The 21,114-nt window shown below is 62.4% G+C and carries 14 protein-coding genes and 5 pseudogenes; 7 read left to right on the forward strand and 12 right to left on the reverse strand.

The features are described from left to right. Nucleotides 1-11: 11 nt before the first annotated feature. Entirely contained in the window at nucleotides 12-704 is a 693-nt protein-coding gene (locus ACZK2V_RS10795; protein ID WP_071227441.1) for a Rossmann-fold NAD(P)-binding domain-containing protein, read from the forward strand. A gap of 2 nt (nucleotides 705-706) precedes the next feature. Here the strand turns inward: ACZK2V_RS10795 and ACZK2V_RS10800 are convergent. The 3 genes and pseudogenes from ACZK2V_RS10800 to ACZK2V_RS10810 form a co-directional block, all read right to left on the reverse strand. Beyond that, a pseudogene (locus ACZK2V_RS10800) lies at nucleotides 707-3,101 on the reverse strand (response regulator). Then, complete coding sequence (locus tag ACZK2V_RS10805) at nucleotides 3,094-3,561, reverse strand: response regulator (protein WP_049399316.1); 468 nt, start codon at nucleotides 3,559-3,561, stop codon at nucleotides 3,094-3,096. Before ACZK2V_RS10805 ends, ACZK2V_RS10800 begins: the two are co-directional and overlap by 8 nt. Further along, a pseudogene (locus ACZK2V_RS10810) lies at nucleotides 3,558-5,793 on the reverse strand (ATP-binding protein). Before ACZK2V_RS10810 ends, ACZK2V_RS10805 begins: the two are co-directional and overlap by 4 nt. 252 nt (nucleotides 5,794-6,045) lie before the next feature. Here ACZK2V_RS10810 and ACZK2V_RS10815 point away from each other — a divergent pair. After that, nucleotides 6,046-6,339, forward strand: a complete 294-nt coding sequence (locus ACZK2V_RS10815; protein WP_486323265.1) for a hypothetical protein — start codon at nucleotides 6,046-6,048, stop codon at nucleotides 6,337-6,339. A 16-nt stretch (nucleotides 6,340-6,355) separates the two neighbouring features. On the opposite strand, the gene ACZK2V_RS10820 is transcribed toward ACZK2V_RS10815, so the two are convergent. Further along, complete coding sequence (locus ACZK2V_RS10820; RefSeq protein ID WP_486323266.1) at nucleotides 6,356-6,841, reverse strand: TspO/MBR family protein; 486 nt, start codon at nucleotides 6,839-6,841, stop codon at nucleotides 6,356-6,358. A 71-nt stretch (nucleotides 6,842-6,912) separates the two neighbouring features. Further along, entirely contained in the window at nucleotides 6,913-9,108 is a 2,196-nt protein-coding gene (locus ACZK2V_RS10825) for an AsmA family protein (protein ID WP_486323267.1), read from the reverse strand. 133 nt (nucleotides 9,109-9,241) lie between these two features. Here ACZK2V_RS10825 and ACZK2V_RS10830 point away from each other — a divergent pair, with 133 nt between their 5' ends. After that, nucleotides 9,242-9,721, forward strand: coding sequence for an N-acetyltransferase family protein (locus ACZK2V_RS10830; RefSeq protein WP_486323268.1), 480 nt, complete (start codon nucleotides 9,242-9,244; stop codon nucleotides 9,719-9,721). Between the two features lie 20 nt (nucleotides 9,722-9,741). On the opposite strand, the gene ACZK2V_RS10835 is transcribed toward ACZK2V_RS10830, so the two are convergent. Next, nucleotides 9,742-10,590 carry a helix-turn-helix domain-containing protein gene (locus ACZK2V_RS10835; RefSeq protein WP_486323269.1) on the reverse strand — a complete coding sequence of 283 codons (849 nt, stop codon included), beginning with the start codon at nucleotides 10,588-10,590 and terminating at the stop codon, nucleotides 9,742-9,744. 89 nt (nucleotides 10,591-10,679) lie between these two features. Between ACZK2V_RS10835 and ACZK2V_RS10840 the strand changes: the two genes are divergently transcribed. The 3 genes from ACZK2V_RS10840 to ACZK2V_RS10850 all read left to right on the forward strand — a co-directional run bounded on the left by ACZK2V_RS10840 (nucleotide 10,680) and on the right by ACZK2V_RS10850 (nucleotide 13,973). After that, complete coding sequence (locus ACZK2V_RS10840; RefSeq protein ID WP_149908496.1) at nucleotides 10,680-11,141, forward strand: DUF6265 family protein; 462 nt, start codon at nucleotides 10,680-10,682, stop codon at nucleotides 11,139-11,141. 280 nt (nucleotides 11,142-11,421) lie between these two features. Then, on the forward strand, nucleotides 11,422-12,276 hold the full coding sequence (locus ACZK2V_RS10845; RefSeq protein ID WP_180844240.1) for a hypothetical protein: 855 nt from the start codon (nucleotides 11,422-11,424) through the stop codon (nucleotides 12,274-12,276). A gap of 278 nt (nucleotides 12,277-12,554) precedes the next feature. Then, a complete protein-coding gene (locus tag ACZK2V_RS10850) occupies nucleotides 12,555-13,973 on the forward strand; it encodes a DHA2 family efflux MFS transporter permease subunit (RefSeq protein ID WP_486323270.1) in 1,419 nt (472 codons plus the stop codon). A 493-nt stretch (nucleotides 13,974-14,466) separates the two neighbouring features. Here ACZK2V_RS10850 and ACZK2V_RS10855 read toward each other — a convergent pair. Continuing rightward, nucleotides 14,467-14,643, reverse strand: a pseudogene (locus ACZK2V_RS10855) (transposase); the annotation flags it as partial. A gap of 131 nt (nucleotides 14,644-14,774) precedes the next feature. Between ACZK2V_RS10855 and ACZK2V_RS10860 the strand changes: the two are divergent. Beyond that, a pseudogene (locus tag ACZK2V_RS10860) lies at nucleotides 14,775-15,119 on the forward strand (integrase core domain-containing protein); the annotation flags it as partial. A gap of 798 nt (nucleotides 15,120-15,917) precedes the next feature. On the opposite strand, the gene ACZK2V_RS10865 reads toward ACZK2V_RS10860, so the two are convergent. The 5 genes and pseudogenes from ACZK2V_RS10865 to ACZK2V_RS10885 all read right to left on the reverse strand — a co-directional run. Beyond that, the gene (locus ACZK2V_RS10865) at nucleotides 15,918-16,643 is read right to left on the reverse strand and encodes a DUF6602 domain-containing protein (protein ID WP_026070607.1); all 726 of its coding nucleotides are present in this window, start codon (nucleotides 16,641-16,643) and stop codon (nucleotides 15,918-15,920) included. Between the two features lie 135 nt (nucleotides 16,644-16,778). Continuing rightward, nucleotides 16,779-17,711: an AAA family ATPase gene (locus ACZK2V_RS10870; protein WP_017355006.1), complete on the reverse strand. Its 933-nt coding sequence runs from the start codon at nucleotides 17,709-17,711 to the stop codon at nucleotides 16,779-16,781. After that, nucleotides 17,711-18,226, reverse strand: a complete 516-nt coding sequence (locus ACZK2V_RS10875; protein ID WP_026070608.1) for an HORMA-1 domain-containing protein — start codon at nucleotides 18,224-18,226, stop codon at nucleotides 17,711-17,713. The genes ACZK2V_RS10870 and ACZK2V_RS10875 overlap by 1 nt, the downstream gene beginning before the upstream one ends. Before the next feature lie 7 nt (nucleotides 18,227-18,233). Next, nucleotides 18,234-19,199 carry a CBASS oligonucleotide cyclase gene (locus ACZK2V_RS10880; protein ID WP_026070609.1) on the reverse strand — a complete coding sequence of 322 codons (966 nt, stop codon included), beginning with the start codon at nucleotides 19,197-19,199 and terminating at the stop codon, nucleotides 18,234-18,236. Nucleotides 19,200-19,414: 215 nt separating this feature from the next. After that, nucleotides 19,415-19,623 (reverse strand): annotated as a pseudogene (locus ACZK2V_RS10885) (integrase); the annotation flags it as partial. Between the last annotated feature and the right edge of the window lie 1,491 nt (nucleotides 19,624-21,114).

Here is a 21,114-nt window from a genome sequence, read left to right on the forward strand (position 1 = left end):
CGGGTGCGATGATGGTCGGGACAGGTGCACTACGGATTCTGTTGACCGGTGCCGCAGGCCTGGTCGGGCAGGGTGTGGTGCTGGCCTGCCAGCGCTCACCGCAGGTCTCCCGCCTGACCGCGCTGGTTCGTCACCCAGGCAGTCTGAGCGGCACCGGCAGCGAACTGATTGTCCCGGACTTTCTGCGTATCCAGGAGCGGGTGGAGGAGCTTGCCGGGTTCGATGCATGCCTCTACTGCGCCGGAGCGCCACCGGTCGGCACCGCCGAGGCCGAGTACCGACGCGTTACCGTGGACACCACACTGGCGGTAGCCCGTGCCTGGGTGGCCGCGAATCCCGAGGGATGCTTTCTGTATGTATCCGGTGCGGGTGCGGACCCTCAGAGCCGGCTGATGCCGCTGAGGGTCAAGGGCGAGACCGAAGTTGCTTTGCAGGCCCTGCCGATGCGCTCGGTGATGCTGCGCCCGGGTGGCGTCAGGCCGGTCGCGGGAACCGGCACCCGTCATGCCCTGTTGAAGCCGTTGTACTGGGGCGGCGCGCCGTTGATGAAGCTGGCCGGTGCGATTGCGCCTTCGTTGATGACCAGCAATCTGGCCCTGGGCCAGGCGATGATTGCGTTGGCCGGCAGGGAGCATCCGCCGGCCACGGTGGAGTGCGCAGACATCAACCGGATCGCCGCTGGCATGCGTGATCCGGCGTCCTGACCTCAGTGCGTCGCCCCCAGCGCGGTGCGTACCGCCGCTGCAAGATCACTGCGGGTAAACGGCTTTGGCAGCAATGAAACCGCGCGTCCCTGGCTGCCCACCTGGTCGTGGTCACGTGGATAGCCCGACGTGAACAGGACGGCGACTTCCGGCCAGCGTTCACGGACTTCGTGCACCAGTTCCCACCCCGACATGCCGGGCATCACCACGTCCGAGAACAACAGATCCACCTTGGTGTCGGGGCGCTCCAGCAGCCGCAGCGCGGAGGGGCCGTCGTGGGCTTCCAGCACGCGGTAACCGAGCAGCCGCAGCGCATCCACCGTGTGGGCGCGGACATCGTCATTGTCCTCGGCGACCAGAATGGTTTCCTCGCGCGGTGAGTAACCCGCCAGGCCGGTCTGTGGGGTGCGTGCTTCGCAGGGCAGGGCCAGCGGAGAGCGCGGGAACATCATGGTGATGCTGGTGCCGCCGCCTTCCACCGAGTCGATCAGCACGTGGCCACCGGACTGCTTGACGAAGCCATGCACCATGGACAGGCCAAGCCCGGTGCCGCGGCCAACCTGCTTGGTGGTGAAGAACGGCTCGAACACGCGCGCCAGGGTCGCCGCGTCCATGCCGTGGCCATTGTCGCGAACCCGCAGCATCACGTACTCGCCAGGCGCTGCATCGGGAAACAGGGCGGCGTAGTCGTGGTCGAGATGGCTGTTGTCGACTTCGATCACCAGCCGGCCGCCATGCGGCATCGCATCGCGGGCATTGACCGCCAGGTTCAGTACGGAGGCCTCCAGCTGGCTGATGTCGATCTCCACGCACCAGATGTCCTCGGCATTGCGGATCTCCAGCTGCACCAGCTCACCCAGTGCACGCTGCAGCATGTCGTGCATGTCCAGCAGGCGTTCGTTGAGGTTGGCGGCCTGGCTGTGCAGCGGCTGGCGACGGGCAAATGCCAGCAGGCGCTGGGTCAGGCTGGCGGCACGGCCGACGCCTTTCAGTGCATTGTCCAGTGCACGGCTGACCATTGCCCCGGGTTCTCCGGCGCGTTCGTTGAGCAGCATGGCGTGCTCGACGTTGCCGGAGATGACCGTCAGGATGTTGTTGAAATCATGGGCGATGCCGCCGGTGAGCTGGCCGACCGCCTCGATCTTCTGTGACTGGCGCAGCGCGTGTTCTGCCTGCAGCCGCGCGGTGGTTTCCACCGCCTCGGAGACCACGGCGGTGACCACGCCTTCGGTATCCAGCAGCGGGCGGAACGAGAAGTCGAAGCTGCGCCGCCCGGTCGGGAGTTCCAGTTCCAGTGCATGCAGCGAACTGCGGCCCTGTACGGCTGCAGCGACGGCCTGTTCGATCAGCGCACTGATGCCATCGGTTGTGGCAAACCAGAGCGATTCGCCGAAGCGCGCCAACAGTGTCCTTCTTGTCCGCAAGCACCGCGGCCAGTGACGCGTCATTGGCATCAACCACGCGTCCGGACAGATCCAGCAGCACCTGATGCTGGAAGCTGGATTCGAAGATCGCCTGCAGGCGCCGCTTGCTGGCCCGCAACTCGGCGGTGCGTGCCTGCACCTGTCGCTCGAGAACCTGGTTGTCCTCGCGCAGCGCCAGTTCGGCCTGCTTCAACAGTGAAACATCGCTGCCCATGCAGATGTAGCCGACCACGCTGCCATCGGCCGCATGTTCCGGTACGCAGTCCATCTGCACGAATCGTGATTCGCCGCTGCGGTGGACCAGTTCGACCTGGAAGCTGGTGCGCTCGCCCTGCAGTACCCGCTCCAGGCTGGGCAGGGCGTGCTCGAAGGCGGAAATGCCGCTGACATCCCGTGCCGCGCGACCCAGCAGTTCGGCCAGGCTGACGCCGTGCCAGTCCAGGAACGCCTTGTTCGCGAAGCGGTAGCGATGCGCCGTGTCGAGCTGGGCGATCAGCGCAGGGACGGCATCGGTTACCTGCTGCAACTGCGCCTGGCTGTCATTCAGTGCGGCCTGCGCCTGCACAAGCTGGGTGCGTTCATGGGCCTCCTGCCGCGCACGACGGATCGCATCCGGCAGGCGCTGCAGGCGCTGCTTGACCACGTAGTCGCGCGCGCCGCGGGTCAGGGCCTGCACGGCCAACTCCTCGGTAAGCGTGCCGGAGACGAAGATGAAGGGCGTTTGCGGAATCCGCTCGCGCGCCAGCGCCAGTGCAGCGTCGCCGTCGAATCCGGGCAGCACATGATCGGCCAGGATCACATCGAAGGCGCGATTCTCAATTGCCTCGATGAAGGCATTGCGGGTCCACAGGCGCTCGGCCTCGAAATCGAGGCCGGCACGCTGCAGCTGTGCGCTGATCAGCTCCGCATCAAGCGCGCTGTCCTCCAGCATGAGGATGCGCAGGCGCTCGCTGCGGCGCGATCCATCACGCATTGTGCTGCCCCGAGCCGTTGGGCCGATACGGCGGGGGTTGGTTGGTGATGCCCCAGAACATGCCCAGCCCCTGGATAGCGTCGAAGAACTCCTTGAAGTCCACTGGCTTGACCACGAATGCGTTCACGCCCAGTTCGTAACTGCGCACGAGATCCTGTTCTTCGCGCGACGAGGTCAGCATCACCACCGGGGTGCTGCTCAGCTGTGGGTCACCACGCACCTGTTCCAACACTTCCAGGCCGTTCACCTTGGGCAGCTTCAGGTCCAGCAGCACCACCACCGGGCCGCCGTGCATGGCGCCGGCGAACTTGCCTTCGCAGCGCAGGTAATCCAGCGCCTCGGCACCATCGCGTACATGGATGACATCGTTCAGCAACTGGCAGCGCGACAACGCGGCCAGCGTCAGCTCGGCATCCTTGGGGCTGTCCTCCACCAGGAGGATCGGCCGCAGGTCCCTCATGGGAGATCTCCTGTGGAACGGGGTAGGGTGAAATGAATCGTGGCGCCCTTGCCGGGCTCGCCCTCGGCCCAGGTACGGCCGCCATGGCGGCCGATGATGCGGCGTACATTGGCCAGGCCGATGCCGGTGCCTTCGAATTCTTCGACGTGATGCAGGCGCTGGAACACACCGAACAGCTTGTCCACGTAGCGCATGTCGAAGCCGCAGCCGTTGTCACGCACGAAAAAGTGGTCTTCGTCGACGTTGCGCTCGTGACCGACCTCGATAACGGCCTGCTCGCGCTCGCGGGTGAACTTGATCGCGTTGGCCAGCAGGTTCTGCCAGACCAGACGCAACATCGTGGGATCGGCCTCCACCTCCGGCAGCGGCGCCAGCGTCCATTGCACATCGCGTCCGGCGTAGTCCAAAGCCAGGCTCCGGTGCACATCTTCGGCCAGTGCCGCCATATCCAGCCGTACCCGGCCGAGCGTGGAACGGCCCATCTGCGAGAAGCTCAGCAGATCGTCCACCAGTGTCCCAGCGGATTTGGCCGACTCCACGATCGTATCCAGGAAGCGGCGCTCGGTATCGTTGAGGCGTTCGCCGGCCGAGCTGCCCAGCAGCTCCGAGTAACCGACGATGTGGCGGAACGGCGCGCAGGTCGTGGCTGACCGAATAGGAAAACGCTTCGAGTTCCTTGTTGCTGCGGATCAGCTGCTCGTTGAGCTCGGCCATTTCCTCGGCCTTGCGCAGCACGATATCGACGATGGCGGTGCGCATTTCGTGTGCGGCATCGCAGTCGGCGTCGGTCCACGGCAGGCTGCGTTGCTGTACGGTCTCTTTCCAGGCTTCGAATGAACTGCGCGGGGACAGTGCCACGCCGGGCGCCGCCGCTTTGCGTGGGTCGCCACCCCAACGCACGGTGCGCACCACTTCCGGGCGGAACCACATCAGATAGCTGTCGTGCAGCTGCGAAATGGATACCGCCAGTACGCCGCTGGCCACGTCGGACAGGCGCGCGCCGGGCGCCCAGTTGGCTGCCAGATGGTCACTGCAGTACGTTTCCTGCCCGGTCTGCTGGGTAGCCAGCCAATCAGCCAGGGCCAGCACGTCGCTGGCGGGTGGGCACTCACCCACGCGCATGCAGTCGCCCCTGTGCACGATGGCCGCACCGGCAGCGCCGGTCAGCGACAGCAGGCTGGCTTCATCGTGGCGCAGCGCAGCCATGAAATCCTCGTCGCCGGCCATGCGTGCCAGCAGCTTGACCAGCACCGAGCGGCGCGCCACGCGCTCTTCGATGGCGCGTGCACGCTCCTTCAGGGCGATCTGCAGTGACAGGATCTGGCCCATGAACTCGCAGGCAGTGCGCACGTGGTAGGGCAGGCGGCGTGGCTGCACCGTGTGGCAGGACACCAGGCCCCACAGTTGGCCCTCGTGCACCAGCGACACCGACATCGATGCGCCGGTGCCCATGTTGCGCATGTATTGCAGGTGCACGGGCGAAACGCTGCGCAGCACGGCCAGGCTCAGGTCGGTAGCCGGCGCGTCGCGATGGTCCTCGGCCCGCATCAGCGGGGTAGGGGTATAGCTGTTGTCCGCGATCAGGCGCACCCGATTGCGGCGGTACAGCTCGCGGGCCTGCGCAGGAATGTCCGACTCGGGGAAGCGCAGGTCCAGGTAGGACGGCAACAGGCCGTTGCCATCTTCGGCGACCACGATGCCGTTCCAGCCGGGATCGAACTGGTAGACCAGGGTGCGATCGAAGCCGGTCAGCCGGCGCATGTGCGCGGCCGCCAGCTGGCACAGATCTTCCACGGTGGTAGCCGATTCGATGCCGGTCATCAGTTCGCGGATCGACGGATACAATTCTTCCAGCGAACCAGGCTGGCCGGGAACCGGCGCCTCCAGCTCGATCAGCAGATCGGTGGCGGAGCGATGCACCAACAATTGATGGCGGCCGTGGCCATCCAGGTGCACGGCGCCGACATGCGCGCTGCTGCCCACCGTGGCCTGCTGGAACAGCGCCTGGAAGGGCGCCAGCACGCCGCCCAGTACCTCGCTGACATGCTGCATCAACGGTTCGCCGAACTGCTGCAGCAGGCCGGGATGACTGACGGCGCGCTCGCGCACCCGCAGGGACTGCGGTTCAACGACCAGAAGCACGCCGTAGGGCTGGATCGCGCCGGGGGTGTGGATCGGTTCGCGCGCGCAACTGGACAAGGCAGTGTCGTGCGTGGACTCGGCAGAAGGCATCAAAGGCGGGACTCATGATTCGTGGATGGCTGGAATGGCCCAGCGTTGCATCCGGCATGCACGGATGGTGACGCAAAATCGTGCATTCGCATACCGGTACGTGCGTGTGAAGAACGTTTCATTCAAACCTGAATTCTTCATCTGGACATTCCAACAGCACTTGCATGTTTCGCGAAAGGTACAGGTGCGCTGCACGCGCACTCGACACCGACTTGCCTAAGGTGAACGCACATTCCTGAGTGACCGCGCCCCGTGAACCTGCAGACCTTGCCTTCAATGCCATACCGCATGCTTGCCGACAGCTGCCAGTTTGAGCTGCTGGATGTGGATGCCCTGCAGGATCCGGCCAGTGGGCGCCTGCTCCACCTGTACTCGCTGGTTGCGCGCTGTCTGTGCTGCGAAACGGTGTTCAAGGCGGAGGAAGGGCAAGGGCTGGTCAGCCACACCGCCGCGCGCGTGGTGCGATGCCCCACAGGTTGTGGCCAACAGGCGTTCAAGCCGGCGTTGCTGCGTGCATGGCAGCCGCAGCGCGTCGCACAGGCCTGAGAGCACTGATACGGGGTCACAGCACCCCGGGATTGGCGCGCCACACCGCGAAGTTCAGCGCCGAGGCGAACGATATCCAGGCCAGGTAAGGCAGCAGCATCGCCGCCGCACCGCGATGGAGGCGGGCGAATGCAACGATCGTTGCGCACACCAGCGCGATAAGTATCAGGATGTCGACGAAGGCCAGCGCGCCCAGCTTCCAGCCGAAGAACAGCCAGCTCCAGAGGGCATTGACGGCCAGCTGCACCAGATAGAGCACCAGGGCCGGTTGCGCGTTGCGCCAGCCGCGTTCGCGCCAGACCAGCCACGCAGCAATGGCCATCATGGCGTAGAGCAGGCTCCACACCGGGCCAAACACGCTGGCAGGCGGTGCCCAGGCAGGCAGGGCGAGGGTGGCGTAGAAGCTGGCGGCGGAGGCCGATGCCCACGCGCCGACTGCCGCCGCCGCAAAAGTGACCACGCCCCATCCCAGAAGACCCATAACCTGTGAACGCCGCTTCATTCCGTGCTGCTCCATCCTGCGTTTACCCGCTCATACGAACGGAAGCGGCCAATGGATGCATCCCGGGGCGATCAATCTGAAGAACCCGCAGCGCTTCCACTTCCGCCAGCTGGCAACAGCGAAGGGCGCTGGTCGAACCATTCCCGCGCCTTGGCCAGATGCCACTGGCGCTGTTCGCCATCAAGCTCGATGCCCGCGCCCAGCAGTCCCCAGCGCAGGTAGAGATCGCCACGCTTGCGCTGCTCCAGAAGATCCAGCCGCGCACGTACCGCCAGGCGATCATTCTCGGCCCGCAGGCCGTCGATCAGCAGATGACCCGGGCGCCAGCGCAACGTGGCCTGTGCATCGACCTGGCCGGAGTCGAGCAGCGACAGCGTCCAGCGCGGGTAGTCGGTGCGCTTGGCGAACACGGCCAGCAGGGGGCGTGCATCGCTCAGGGTCAGATCGGTGGTAGCGTCCACCTGGAACGGGGACTGCGCGTCGATGCGGCCCCGCTTGAACACAGCACGGCCTTTCCACGCGCTGCTGGAATCGGTGCCCGCCACCTGCACATTGCGCAGCTCCACGGTGGTGCCGGACAGATCGAAGTGGCGCTGGTTGAAGTCCCCACGGCGAAGCGTCGCGTTCACGTCGACATCGCCGCCCATGTCCAGGCCTGCAACCTTCGCACTGGCGTTGCGCCCCTGCAGGCGCGCGGTGCCGTGGCCGACGCGGCCATCGGTGTCGAGCGTGGCGTCGCCGCTGAGGCTGCCGGTGCCACGCAGCAGGCGCACCTGTTGAGAGCCAAGGTAGCGGTTGTAGGCGGCCAGGTCAGGGATGGTCGCCTCGCTGAAACGCAACCGTGCGCGAACGCCCTTGCGCAGTTCCTGCAGGCGGCCATCGCCGGTGAGGTCCACGGCCAGGTCGCGACCGTCGAACAGCCGCACATCCTTCGCATCGCTGGGGCGCGCGGTGAAGCGGGGCAGCCGGATCGCCAGCTGTGCCTGGTTGGGGGTGCCGGCCTTCAGCTCGCCATGCGCGCTGGCGGTGCCGGCCAGACGCACGCCGGCCACTTCGGCCACCGCCGCGGCGGAGGGAATGTCCACGGTGCTGCCTTCGATCAGTTCGCCATTGCGCAGGCGCAGATCGGCCTTCAGGGTGCCGCCGCCGTCGAGCTGCAGCCACGGCTTGCGCACGAACAGGGCAGGGATCCAGTTGAGCGAGGTGAAGGCCCATTCGCCACGCACTGTACCGGAGCTGCGTTCCAGCAGCTGGGCAGGGTGCTGGAACGGAATCTCGCGCCCGGTGATGAGCAGGTCGGCATCGATGCCAGCGGCCGAATCCGGGCGTGGCGGCAGGCGTGCCTGCAGGCGCAGGTCGTTGGCTACATTGAGCTGCAGGGCCAGCACGCCGCGATTGGGCGCGCCATCGCCGAGGAAGAGCGGCACCTGCCAGAGCGCGTGGTCACCGGGTTGCAGCTGGCCGTCGATCAGGTGGAGCGCTAGCTGCAGGCGTCCGGCCACCGGCGCGCTGGAGAGCTTCGGCGATGTGGCATCCGTATCCATGCGCAGGCCCTGGCTGCGCGCATCCACCTCAAGCTGCGCATGCAGCAGTTTCAACTTGGCCAGGCCGGGCGCCTGGTCGCGATAGTGCCGCGGATAGCTGAAGCGCGCGGTCAGATCCATGTCGCCCAGCAGCTGCACGCCGTCATAGCTGGTGTCTGCCTTGCTGAACGAGACCTCGGAATCGAACAGTTCGGACGGGCCGCCGCGCAGCTGCTTGAGGAACCCGACCGTGCCGCGGCCCCTGCCGATGATCAGCAGCTTGCCGAGCCGGGCACTGCGAATGCTGTCGCTGTGGATGGCGTCGAAACGCAGGGTCCAGCCCTGGTCGCTACGCGGCGGTGACGGAATGGCGTCCTCGACGCGACTGATCTCGGCCGACACGCCTGTGGCCTGCAATCGGGGAACCCGCACTTCGCGGCTAAACAGGGGCAGGACCGCCAGGCGGGCGCTGGCACGCTCGGCATGCAGTACGTAGACGGTATGGTTGACGTGGCCGCGCATATGCACGTTCCAGGCAATGACGTGGCCAGGCAGCAGCGTGATGGCTGGGCCGGTCGTCATCACGAACTTGTGCGGCTTGCGGTTGGTGACCTGGTCGAACAGCGGGGTGTTGAGGAAGATGTTGCCGGCCAGCAGGTAGAGAACGTACATGCCCAGCAGGATGTAGCCAGCGACGCGCCATCGGCGGAGCCGGTGTGGGATGCGCGCGGAAGTAGGGGGCATGTACTGCTCTAAGGACCGGAATTCACTCAACTATTGCCGAACCGATGGCGGTGGCGCGTGAAGCGGGTGCGGGGCACTTGCTGGATTCTGCTAGTGTCCGCCTTGCCCGCTACGCCGATCCGCGAGGAATCGCATGGAAATCCGAGCTGCCACCGACGGTGACTTCGACGCCATGTGGGTGATCCTTCAGGCCGCCATTGCGACGGAAGATGCGCTTCCGTTCGCCGGCACCTTCGAGGCCGGCACCTTTCGGGACCATTGGTTCGGAGTGCAGGCGGCCTTTGTGGCCGTGCTGGAAGGGCGCGTGGCCGGAATGTACAAGATGGGCGCCAACTACCCGGACCTAGGCGCGCACGTGGCCAGTGCCACCTACGTGGTCGATCCGCTGGCGCAAGGGCGTGGCGTCGGGCGGGCGCTGGTGCAGCATAGCCTGGTTCAGGCCAGGTCGGAGGGCTTCCTGGCCATGCAGTTCAACTACGTGGTCAGTACCAATGCGCCTGCGGTCGAGCTGTACCGGAAGCTGGGCTTCGCCGTGGTCGGGACGCTACCGGCGGCGTTCCGGCATCGGACGCTGGGGTTGGTTGATGTGTATGTTATGCACCGGTTTCTATAGGGCGACATGGGGTAGGGGGCTTACAGTAAGGGGCCGTCGCTGGTTCCGCGCACGAAGGCGGCGGCCAGCCGCAGCGCATTGTCGCTACCGCGATCGTCTCGCAGCGCGTTGGCCAGTCGGCCGGGCGTGACGCCGGTCCAGCGCACCAGATCATGCGTGGCATGGGCCTGGTCGCTGTAACCGTGGCGCGCCGCAGCGGAGGCGATGCTGGTGGCTTCTCCATCCAGCGTGTGCAACAGAGCCTGAAGCCTGCAAACCCGGGCATATTCTTTCGGGGTCATGCCCACGGCCGCCAGAAAACGCGACTGCAAGCCACGCAGGGACATGCCAAGCCGCCGTGCCAGTTCGGCGATGCGCAGAGTGCCTTCCGCTGCATCCAGCTCCGCAACGGCCTGTTCGATGCGCTCGTCCAGGGTGAAACTGGCACAACATTCCTGCAGCACCTGCCATAACGGCTCGGGCGTACTGCTTGCCGCGCTGGCGCGTGCGGCCGCACTGAAGGTCTCAGCAAAGGATGCATCCAGCGTGTACAGGTCCGGTGCCTGGTCGCGAAGGCCGGGCAGGCGGGCACCGGCGATCAAGGCGCTTGCGGCCGGCTGCAGCCGCACGCCGATGCAGAACACCGGGCCGACGGCCCGCAGGCGGATCGGGCCGCATTGCTGTGCGGCGAAACAGAACGGCAGATCGGAACGGATCCGGCCATCTGCCCCGTGCAGATGCAGCGGCACGCCAAGTTCCGCCAGCAACTCGCACCGGCCATCGGGATAGATGACCTGCACCTCATGGCCTGGGGCTTCGTCCCGCAGCCACCAGAGGCACTGGACATGACGGCGCAGGTCGTCGGGGGCAGGGTGCTCGCGGTAGTCCATGCCGCATCGGACGTCATCCTGCGCATTTTTACAAGCGTCCCCGGGGCTGGGGCGCTAGCCTGCGTCCAACCGATCCAGGAGGTCAGGGTATGTTGAAGTCGACGTTGGTGGTGCTGGGCGCAGGGCTGGCGTTGGGAAGCAGTGCAGTCACCGCTGCTCCGGCCAGGTTCGACTGGTTGGCCGGGCATTGGTGCGGTGGTACCGAGGAGCGCAGGCTTGATGAGGTGTGGCTGCCAGAGGCAGGCGGCGCCTTGCTTGGTATGTCGCGCACGTTGAGCCGCGGCGATATGGAGTCATTCGAGTACATGCGTCTGGTGCCTGCAGGCAAAGCGGCTGGCCTGCATGTGCAGCCAAATGGCGTGGCGGCAACCACGTTCGTCATTGCCGAGCACGGCGCGAACTGGGTGGTGTTCGAGAATCTGCAGAATGACTTCCCGAAGCGCATTGAGTACCGGCGTGATGGAACGTCATTGCAAGCGAGCATTTCGGGACCGGGAGATGATGGGAAGATCCTGCGTATTCCGTTTGACTATCGACTCTGCAACTCATGACGTCGCGACGAATACTCCTACTGCCGCGGTAGCAGGGGAGGCGGGAACTGGACGTCGCCTGAGACCCGCATTCTCCGAACATGAATCCAAGCAGATGGAAAAGAAAGGCCTCCATGGATCGTATTGACATTGCCACGCTGTCAGCGCTGAAAGTAGTTGATGTGCCAATTAGCCAGGCAATCAACGTTCACACATCTGATCTGGCGAGGCCGGCCGAGGCCGGATGCCACGGTCAGTCGTTGGCACGCAGCTGGTCAATTTTCTATGGAGAAAGATCCCCATGTTCATCAAAAATCTTCTTGCATTCGGCATGGCCGCCATCGGTACGACCGCGCTGCCATCCGCGGCGTCCGAGAGAGCGCTGAGAGGGCACTTCGCACTTCCGGGATCAACCGAGAAGGTGACTGCCGAAATTTCCATTGAAAAAACGGGCCCTCTTTCCCGTGAGTTACTTATCACATTCTCCGAAAAGACCACGGGCAAGCGCATAACGAAGTTCGAAGAGGAGTTGACGCAGGATCTGCATGTTCTGGCAACCGACAGCAACTTCTCCAGCTTCCTGCACGAGCATCCGGGCAAACCGGAGCCGGATGGTCGCTTCCGGGTGGCGATGAACTTCCCGAAGCCGGGCCTTTACCATGTTTTTGCTGACGCGGTTCCTGCTGGGCTTGGACAGCAGGTGGTTCGCTTCGACGTTTCAGTGGATGCAGCAACCGGCGCGTCTGGAACCGAGCCTCCCCTGTCATCCAGTGAAGGAGCCGACGGCCCCTATACAGTGCAACTGGATCAGAAGGGGTTGCAGGCGGGCAAGGAGAGCATGCTGAAACTAACGGTTCTCAAGGACGGAGAACCTGCCCAGGACCTGGGCCTGTACCTTGGCGTCCCGGCTCACGCGGTGTTCGTCGGAATTCATGACCTTGCTTACGTCCACGCCCATGCAATGTCGATCAATACACCCGAGGGCGCGCACGGTTCCCACAGAGCAGGGCATGTTCAAGCTGGCCCTATCCCAGCACAGATGATGCTCCACGCGAATCCTCCTAGACCGGGCCAATATGCGCTTTGGATCCAGTTCATGGGTAGCGGTGAGATCCGAACGGTTCCGTTGGTCGTCAATGTTGCTGAGAGTTCCTGAGACGAGCCGGGGTCTTGCTGAAGCAAGGCTTTGACAGGCCCTCTGTCGCGGCAGGTTTGAGCGTGGCCGGATTGCCTAGATGCACGTTGCTGGAAGCTACGGGCCCAGTTGGCCAGTCACCCAAGCGAACGCTTGCCCTGACCTGTCGGCAGGGGGTGTGCATCAACATTGATGCGCATACCTGCGCGCATGATTCTCACTGTTGACTCTGTCAACGTTGTAAGTCTGACACTCACCATCAATCGCAATTGGCGAGCACTTGATACTTGGAAGTCTCAATGCAGAAGAACATACCTGACCCGAAAAGATGGGCCGCTCTAGCTCTTCTTTGTACTGCCCAATTTATCGTTATTCTTGATACATCCATCATCGGCGTGGCCCTACCCGCAATGCAGGCTGAACTGGGCTTCAGCGCCAGTGGGCTTAGCTGGATCTTCAATGCCTATGTCATCGCATTTGGCGGTCTGCTGCTCCTGGGCGGGCGACTGGGTGACCTCTTCGGTGCGCGGAGGATATTTGCGAGCGGCTTCTTCATACTTACCGCCGCATCCCTGGTAGCGGGGCTGGCACAAAGTCAGGAGATGCTGCTTGCCGGCCGCGCCTTGCAGGGCGTTGGCGCTTCACTCATCGCGCCGTCCGCATTGATGATCCTCATGCGTCTTTTTGGAAACAATGGTGCCGAACTTGGTAAGGCATTCGGCTTCTGGGGTGCCGCTGCTGCTGCCGGCGGATCTGCGGGTGTGTTTCTAGGTGGCGTCATCACCGAATGGCTGACTTGGCCCTGGACCTTCCTGATCAATGTACCGCTCGGCCTGTTGGTGCTCGCCTTGATACCGGCTGTGCTCCGCAAGTCTCCGCGCAACGCCGGCGCAGTTGATTGGTTTGGGGCGATCAGTGTGACGATTGCGCTTGTCAGTCTTGTCTTTGCCATCGTTACCATTGAAACGGCTGGATTCTATTCTCCGCAGGTTCTGGCAATGCTGGGTGTATCACTCGTTCTGTTCGCCGTCTTCTTGGTCGCGCAGTTCGTGAGGCGCGAGCCGCTTCTTCCCATGAGCATCTTCAAAGCACGAAACCTGGCGGCGGGCAACCTTGTAATGGCGCTTCTTGGCGCCGCTTGGATTCCACTATGGTTCTTCCTGAACCTCTACCTCCAGCAGATCCTTGGTCTCTCTGCGCTAGCCAGTGGCTTGGCACTTCTGCCGATGACCGGCACGATCATGATCGTGATGGTTGGCCTTTCCGGTAGGCTTATTGGGCGGTTTGGCGTGAAAGCAAACCTTGTGATCGGATTGGTGCTTATGGGTGGAGCGCTCCTGATGTTTGCGAATCTGCCGCCGGATGGTTCATTCGTGACGCACGTTCTTCCTGCTTCTCTCCTCGCCGCGTTCGGGATGGCCTTGGCGTATATTCCGACGACAATGGCAGGCATGGCTGGCGCCAAACCCGAGGAAACCGGCCTGGCTTCGGGCCTGATCAATACAACCTACCAGATTGGCTCTGCCATAGGTCTCGCTACTATGGTTGCGCTTTCTACATGGGGCTCCAGCTCTGTTGCAGGCCAAAGTGCGGAAGGTACGCTGACGGGTTTCCAGGCTGCGTTCTTGGGTGCGGCAATTGCTGCCGGCCTGGCCGCTCTGGCTGCAGTGGTGCTCGTTGGATCCAACGGTTCGAAGAGGGATGTGCCAGTGGGCTAGATGGGCTGAGGTCAGCGGATGCGGTGCGTCCGCTGACTCAACCATGATGAAATCGGGAGGGCTTCAATCAAGCGTGGATCCAATGGATCCAAGCAGGAGGGGGCGTAGCTGTGGCGGTCGAGTCCAATGGCTGAAGCCCATGACGCTGCAATGCGCGTACTGCCGGGTAGACAGGTGACTATCACCCTATCCTGGGAACAAATAGGATGCCGACTCCAGTCGAGCCTGATGGACCCATTCAGCGAGGGCGGCTCTTGTTGAGACGGTCAACTCGAACTGAACTGGCATGCCGGTCTTACGCTGCAATACGATAGCCCTCATTAGCAATGACCGCACCATGCGATACGTCTCGCAGTCGTAGGCTGATCAGATCGCAACCTCTCAGCTTTGTGTCGATCGCCAGGTTGAACAGCGCTAGGTCACGAGCACCTCCTGCAAGCTGTAGGCGCGCCCTGATCGACCAGATGTCACTGAGTGTGAGCGGCGCCTTCTGACCAGCGCCGCCGAAAGCGGCCGCTTCTGGATTCTGCGCCTCGCGCTTCCAGCGGGTTAGCAGGTTGTCGCGAATTCCCAGCTCCCGGGCCACCTGGGCGCAGCTGATGCCGGGCTGGTTCGCCTGCTCAACCGCACCGCGCTTGAACTCGGCACCGAACTTCCTACGCTTTGACATGAACACTCCTCATGGCCTGAATCGGCCTTCTTGTAAGTGTCCGTGAAAACGGGGTAGAACCCGATATATTGAGGGTAGGGGAGGGCTGCTCCCCGCCGAGCTGCGCTCCCCGTCCGAGATTGAGTAGCGCGTGGCGCAGCAAGTTCGGTGGCATGAGCGTGCCCGACGCCAAGCGGCTCAAGGACTTGGAGGCCGAGAACACACGCCTGAAGAAGTTGCTGGCCGAGCAGGTGTTCGAGAACGGCGCCCCCCACGAGGCGGCGGCCATCGACGTGGCGAGGGTGGCGTGGGCTCACGAGAAGGAAATTGCCCAGCGCCTGATCGAGCCCGGCAAGCCGAACCAATGCGTTTACGTTGAGTCCTCCAACGGGCGGCTGCGTGTTGATTGTCTGAACGAGCATTGGTTCCCGACGTTGCTCCATGCCAGGACCAGTATCGAAAGATTGCGGCGTGACTACAACGAAGAACGGCCTAAAGTCTCCGCCACGATGGCCGACGCGAAATCTTCCAGCAGCAGCTCGCATCCCTTTGGGGGGTGACCAGTCGACCGCACTTGAACGAAAAGCCGACCTAAGGGGCGGTCGTTTCAGGGCACGCATTGATCGGGCTCCATGCCAACGTCGGAGCCTGTTGCACGCGCAAAACTATGATTCTGTATCTCATTGATTAATCAATGGATCGATGCGGTGTTGCACCACAATCTCGCGCGCGCCAATGCTGTGTAGTTGGACATTGCACAACGCTAGTGCATGAATTTGGTGCGGCGCCAATGCACGGCTTCTAATTTGAGGCAAAGCCAATGGAGCGGCTGTGCCCGGCGGCGTAGTTCAAACGAGCGTAATCAATGCTGTGGGGACTGGAATGCTCTTGTCCGGCAGGCTATCGATGATTGTGGCCGAGCCGCTCTCGCAGCAGTCGAGGTGGCCATTGGAGGTTGCGAACCTCTTCCTTTAGGTCGGCCCCGCCACGTGGTCGAGGTGGGGCTCGGACTCGGACTCGGAGGAAGGGATAGTCGCGGCATCGCTAGAGATTCAGCCAGCCTCGCGCTGGCCCGCTGACGCTGATTGTGCACAAGCTAATCGCGCGACGCCCCAAGTTGAAACATCCGTGCTCCGGGCCGGAAGGCAGCGACCTCACTCGGTGCACCTCGAGCTGGGCACGAAGCGCGTGAAGCCTAGAGGCGTCTCCCTCAGGCAAGCTTCCTCGCTAAACAGCGCGGAGTACCCGGGCAGGCATGCCTCATGTCGCGCCCAACAGCTGCCATGACCAAGCCATCACTTCGTCAGCCACTGGCCGTAAGCCTCAACATCAATCATCGGTACGGTCCCACTGAACTGAAGTTGGGCGATGAGTTTGAAGAGGAACGCCGTCGCGGGCTTGTTCTCATTCACAAAGAGATAGCGATCCTTGGAATGGTCAAAGAAGAAGTGACCATGCGCAGCAACGCAGCCAAGGTCCAAGCGCCCGTCGCCGGGATTGGCGGTCAGTGCCCTTTCCAGGGAGGGCCCAAGCGCTGGACTCCAGTCACTTTCAAAGGTCAGCAGCCCGCCAAGAATTGGCATCAAGGCCTTTGGCGGATAGACCCCACCCGCGTGCGGGATTGGCAGGCTAGTGCGCTGCAACTGTCGAACGCTTGCCACCTTCTGCTGGGCGTACGCCACCAGCTCTGCATTCGCTGTCTGCTTGGCTTCGAACACCGCATAGACGCTCTCGGCAGGAACAATGATTTCACCCTCGTAGGTGAAAATAAACGGTGAATACTGCCGATCGAAAATCACCACATCAATCTGCTGGCTGAAATTTCCTTGACTATCCACCACGTGTGCCTTCGCAGCTTGATAGCGCTTTGGTAGGTAGGTATCCAGCAAGCTGATCCACACGTTCTCACTGGCATCCCCCTTGGACCCTGGGTGATTGAACGTCTTCCGGACAGTGGCAAGGCGCAGCTGAACATCCTCATGCAATGAAGAAAGCAGCTGTGAAAGTGACCATTGGGACATCTTGGGACCTCCATACACTCAGCAGCAGGCGCTTGCCTGGTCAACAATGTGAAATAGCAGCGACTGGGGTGGGGCAGCCAGCTGTGCCACACGAAACAGTGTCAGCGGCGCCCCGGCGCGTGCTGGGAAGGCATCTCAGCCATGATCCTGAAACGCCGGCGTTGGCTGCATTGGGCGAGCAATCTCAAGCGCGCGTTTGCTCTCAATCGATCGGTCTGGATAAGCATCTAGTACGATCGAGGGGATCAACCGCTGTGTGATGTCAGAGTAGGTGAAGCCGACCTCTTGTCCATCCTTCGCTCCAGTGGCCTCTACCAGCCCTTCGATCTGCACGGAGGATAGACCCAGCGGTCGCAACTGGTGTTCCAGGACGTAGCGTCGCTGAGCTGAATCAGGACGGTTGAAGGTCAAAATGTCAGCGGCGCGACGGCGTACGGCCGGATCCAGCGCGTTGAGGCGATTGGTGCACATGATCACGGCGGCGGGCACCTTCGTCTGCGCCAGACGATCGATACCCCTGATGAAGGCATTGACCCCTGCTCGATCCTCATGGTGCATCTGCGCCGATTCCCGAGACTGGGTCAGCGCATCGGCCTCATCCACCAGCAAGATGACCCCTCCGGTGCTTTTTCCGCGACCTTGCAATTTGGTCGCTTCTGCCAGCGCGTAGTCGAACGCTGTGGTGAGTAGCTGGGTCATCTCGCCAACCTGTCCCTTGCCTCGGGTGGCCAGGCTGAGCGGGAACAAGGTGATATCAATCTTCTCCTGTCGCGCCACGGCATCACCGATAGTCTCTGCCAATTCGGTTTTGCCAGAGCCGACGTCACCGGAAAGAATGACCAAAGGAGGTCGGCGCAGTACGGAATCAAGCAGCGTTGCGGCACCTGGGTGATGGCGCTTGGCCCACAATTCCAGGCCAGCTGGGTGGACTAGCAGGCCGAGAATCTTCGACAAGCGAGCCTTCTGATCGTCCACGCCAATCAGCCGATCCAATCGGGTGCGGGCGTCGATGTCCGGATAGATGCGACGTTGATCAAACAACTCGTCAAGGGTTGGCTTTGAGTGCATTAGTAGCTCCTGACACTGAGGCGGTCGAGTGCCTTGCCACCCGCAGAGTAGCTGCGGTCAGACACCAGGCTTCCGCTGATACCAGGCTCGGCTGCCCCGGTACGCTGAAATGGAAGCGACTTTTCAAATGACTCCCGCTGAGGAGCCGACAGCGTGAACCAGGCAGAGGAATACGTCAGGTAGTTGTAGAAGCTCGCCCCGGATACATCTGCGCCTGGGCGGAGCTTGCCGGGATCGTCATCGATTCCGGACATGCCTGCAAGATCTTTTGCGGTGTAGCGCAGTGTGGGCTCGATCCAGTTATCACCCCGCTTGAAACCGTAGGTGACTGTGTCCAGATAGCCGGCCTTCAACAATTCAACCACTTCGGTCTCATAAGCGGCGATTCTGTCATCGCTGGGCGCCCCATAGAAGCGCTGCATACGCTTGAGGTCGGCGGCCAATTTCGCTGCCATGTGGCGGGCATGAGTGATCGTAAAGGTGCTGGTGCTTGATTGTGTGTAGCTGCCAGTCATAGGGCCCTCACGCTTGGAAGGAAGAGCCGAAGACCTTTTGCCAGTAGCGCACGGTCTCCTGCTTGGTCGGTGCAGCCAGTGCCGCATCAATCGCGTCGCCGGCATCCAATGCCGCCTCGACAATGGCATCGACCTGCGCGTGACCGTACAATTTGGCCACGTTGTTCTTCTCGTTCACCGGATCAATGATCTGCATAGGCTCGGAGAAGGCGGCGATAATGGCGGTAGGGTAGTAATCCTGGAATGCGATTTGTTCGCGAAGGCCGCTCTGCGCCACGTAGGTGAAGAAGTGCTGGAGCGCTTCGGGGTAGTTGGAGAAATCACGCCCCTCATCGCACAGCTTTGCCAGGATCATCTCGATCATGAAGGACTTGAAACGAAAGCCGGGAACTTCCGTCTTCATGCGCCTTGCCCAGAACTTGACCAAGCGCACCACCTGCACAAAATCCGAAGGCTGCAATTGTTTACGCCGCTTGGCAAACTCTAGGTGCCGGGGAATGCTGGTTCTCAAGAACGAGCCATCATCCTGACTGACTAGGTTGCCATACCAGTCAGGATCGCCGTCATAGAGGATCGGCACCACGTCCACATCCAGCCCAGAACCTTGGAACGAGACTGTTACGGAGTAAGTCTGGGGCTTGACTTGTTCGGGCTTGAAATTTGGATAAGCCTTTCGAAGCCGCTCTGCCAAGTACTCCAGCAGCCTCCCAATGTCCTTGGGGGCGTCTGCCCCACTGATGTAACAGGCCACGTCAATGTCGTTGAGCGACCGCAATGCGGTGCCTTTTGCCAGACTTCCCGAAAGGATCATCTTTCGAAGGGTGAAATCCGGGTGCTGCCCTAGGTAGGTCTCCAGACGCTCTCTCAGTCCACGCGCCTGCGCGCGTAGCTCATTGGCTTTATCGCGTGGCAGATTGACCCGATCGTCGGCAAAATTGACAAGCTCCCTATGGCCTACGTGCTGCGTTCCCATGCATCGATCTCCAAGCCGGGCGCGTGCCGACCGGCGGATAGGTGAGGTGGTACTGCGACTTCCCCGCTGCCAACTTGCCGGCTCGTTGTCGCAGGAACTGCGACTCTTCCCCGATCACGGGCCGGAAAGCTGATAGCTCCCGATCAACATTGGGATGGCTTTCACAGTTTCAAGGGCGTGGGTGGGTGCCGGGACGCGGCGCGCCTGGGACGGGCTCAATCCGCGTCGAGCAGCCGTGCGGCCGGGTTGTGCTGGGCGCCGCCCTGCTGGAAGTAGCCAGCCGCGCTGGCCACCGAGCGGTGATCGGTATTCGCCATCAGGGCGGGCAGCGCCAAGCCTTGGTGCGCCCCTTCGGTGATGAAGCCCGAGCGCAGGTTGTGTCCGCCGAAGTCCCCTCCAGGCCGGCGAGTGCGGCGCGGTGCTGGATGACCACGGCGGTGGTGTGGGGCGCCTATCGCCAAGTCAACCCGGGTGCCCGCACGCGGCAGGACAGCGCGTCATCGGTGATCCTAGCGGTGGGCAGTATCCGCAACTGACTGGCGCACAACGGCAGATGGTGCGCGAGGAGTACATGCGGGGCACCTAAGGTCTTCGGTTTGGGGTGGAAGTCCCGCTGGTCCAGTACGTCATTCAGGCCTATCGCGCGGCGCCGAACCCTCAGCGTCATCTTGCTCCTGACTATCTACTGATGGTAGACCAGCCAGAGTCTCTGCCCGATGGCGCCATCTGGCATTGACTGGTGCATCAGCATCACGGATTGAAGGCGCCTGGCCCTGGCGTGGATTCGATTGCTGTTGTTGGCAAATGCTACGAATAAATGGGTGCCGCCCATTTCCAGGTGCAAACAGGCGGCTTCTCTATCTCGGCAGCTGAGTTGTGCGTCAGAAGTTTAGGGTGGGGCGATCGATGCCTTTGCTTAGGGTTGCGTTATCCGAACGCCACGCGCAATTCGTGTGGATGGCTCGTATCCAAAAGCGCAATGGGACTGGGCGATCTATAACGCTCCGGAAGCGCGCTCAAGTTGCCCTCATGCTCCGAGAGGAGGATGCCGTCCGCGTAGCCCTGGGCGAGCACCGCTAGTCTCACTCGTAGTCCCAATCCCGAGTTGCTCACCCGCTGCGGGCTGGAATGGCTGAATTTGCCCAGGAGCTCATCTACGAAGTTCAAATAGTTGGGGTGAATCACTCGATAGCGCCCGCCTGGCCTGGTCGCGGCGTAGCTGCTCCATCCATCCGGAGCCGGTTGATCCCGAGCTCCGGCGACTCGCTCGCCTTGAGGGCTAAAGGCCTGATCTGATCGACCTCGTCGGGAACCTCTGGCTGCATTCTGGTCAATGTAACGGAGGATTGGGCCTGAGTCGTCCTCAGAGCCCGTATGGTTTGCACGTAGTGCTGTATCTGCGCCTGCTGGTGGTGATTGTTGATCTGGGTGTGTCGTGAGCCTGTACCTTTTAGCGTTGCAGACCCTCCTGGCCTGGCGTAGCGCCAGGCCAGGAGGAAGGTCCACAAGGCTGGAAATCCTGCTGGGATCAACGTGTACCCCTGGAGTTACGATCAGCCGACTTGTACGCCTTTGCTCCGCACACCAGTTGAGGTAGGCCTGTAGATACGCCGTGGCATTGGGGTGGGGGTGTCTCTGCAAGGCGGAAGCCGACTCATTCATAAGGTCAAAGCCGCACGCACAGGTGAGCAACTTCGTGGGCGTGCCAGCGACTGTCACCGGAAATCCATTGCATCGTGGGCAACTCTGGCGCAGGCGAACGCCATGCCAGGGACACGTGGAAATCCAGGGCAGCTGATGCAGTGTGGTGTGATACCCGAGTCTGATGCAAGGAAGGCAGTACCTCAACCTGAGATGGGAGGGCAGTCTCGGGTCGTCCGTCATGAACGGATACCACGCCGCCAAGTCCCACTCG

The organism is Stenotrophomonas sp. 93052_Sma, from assembly GCF_056481145.1.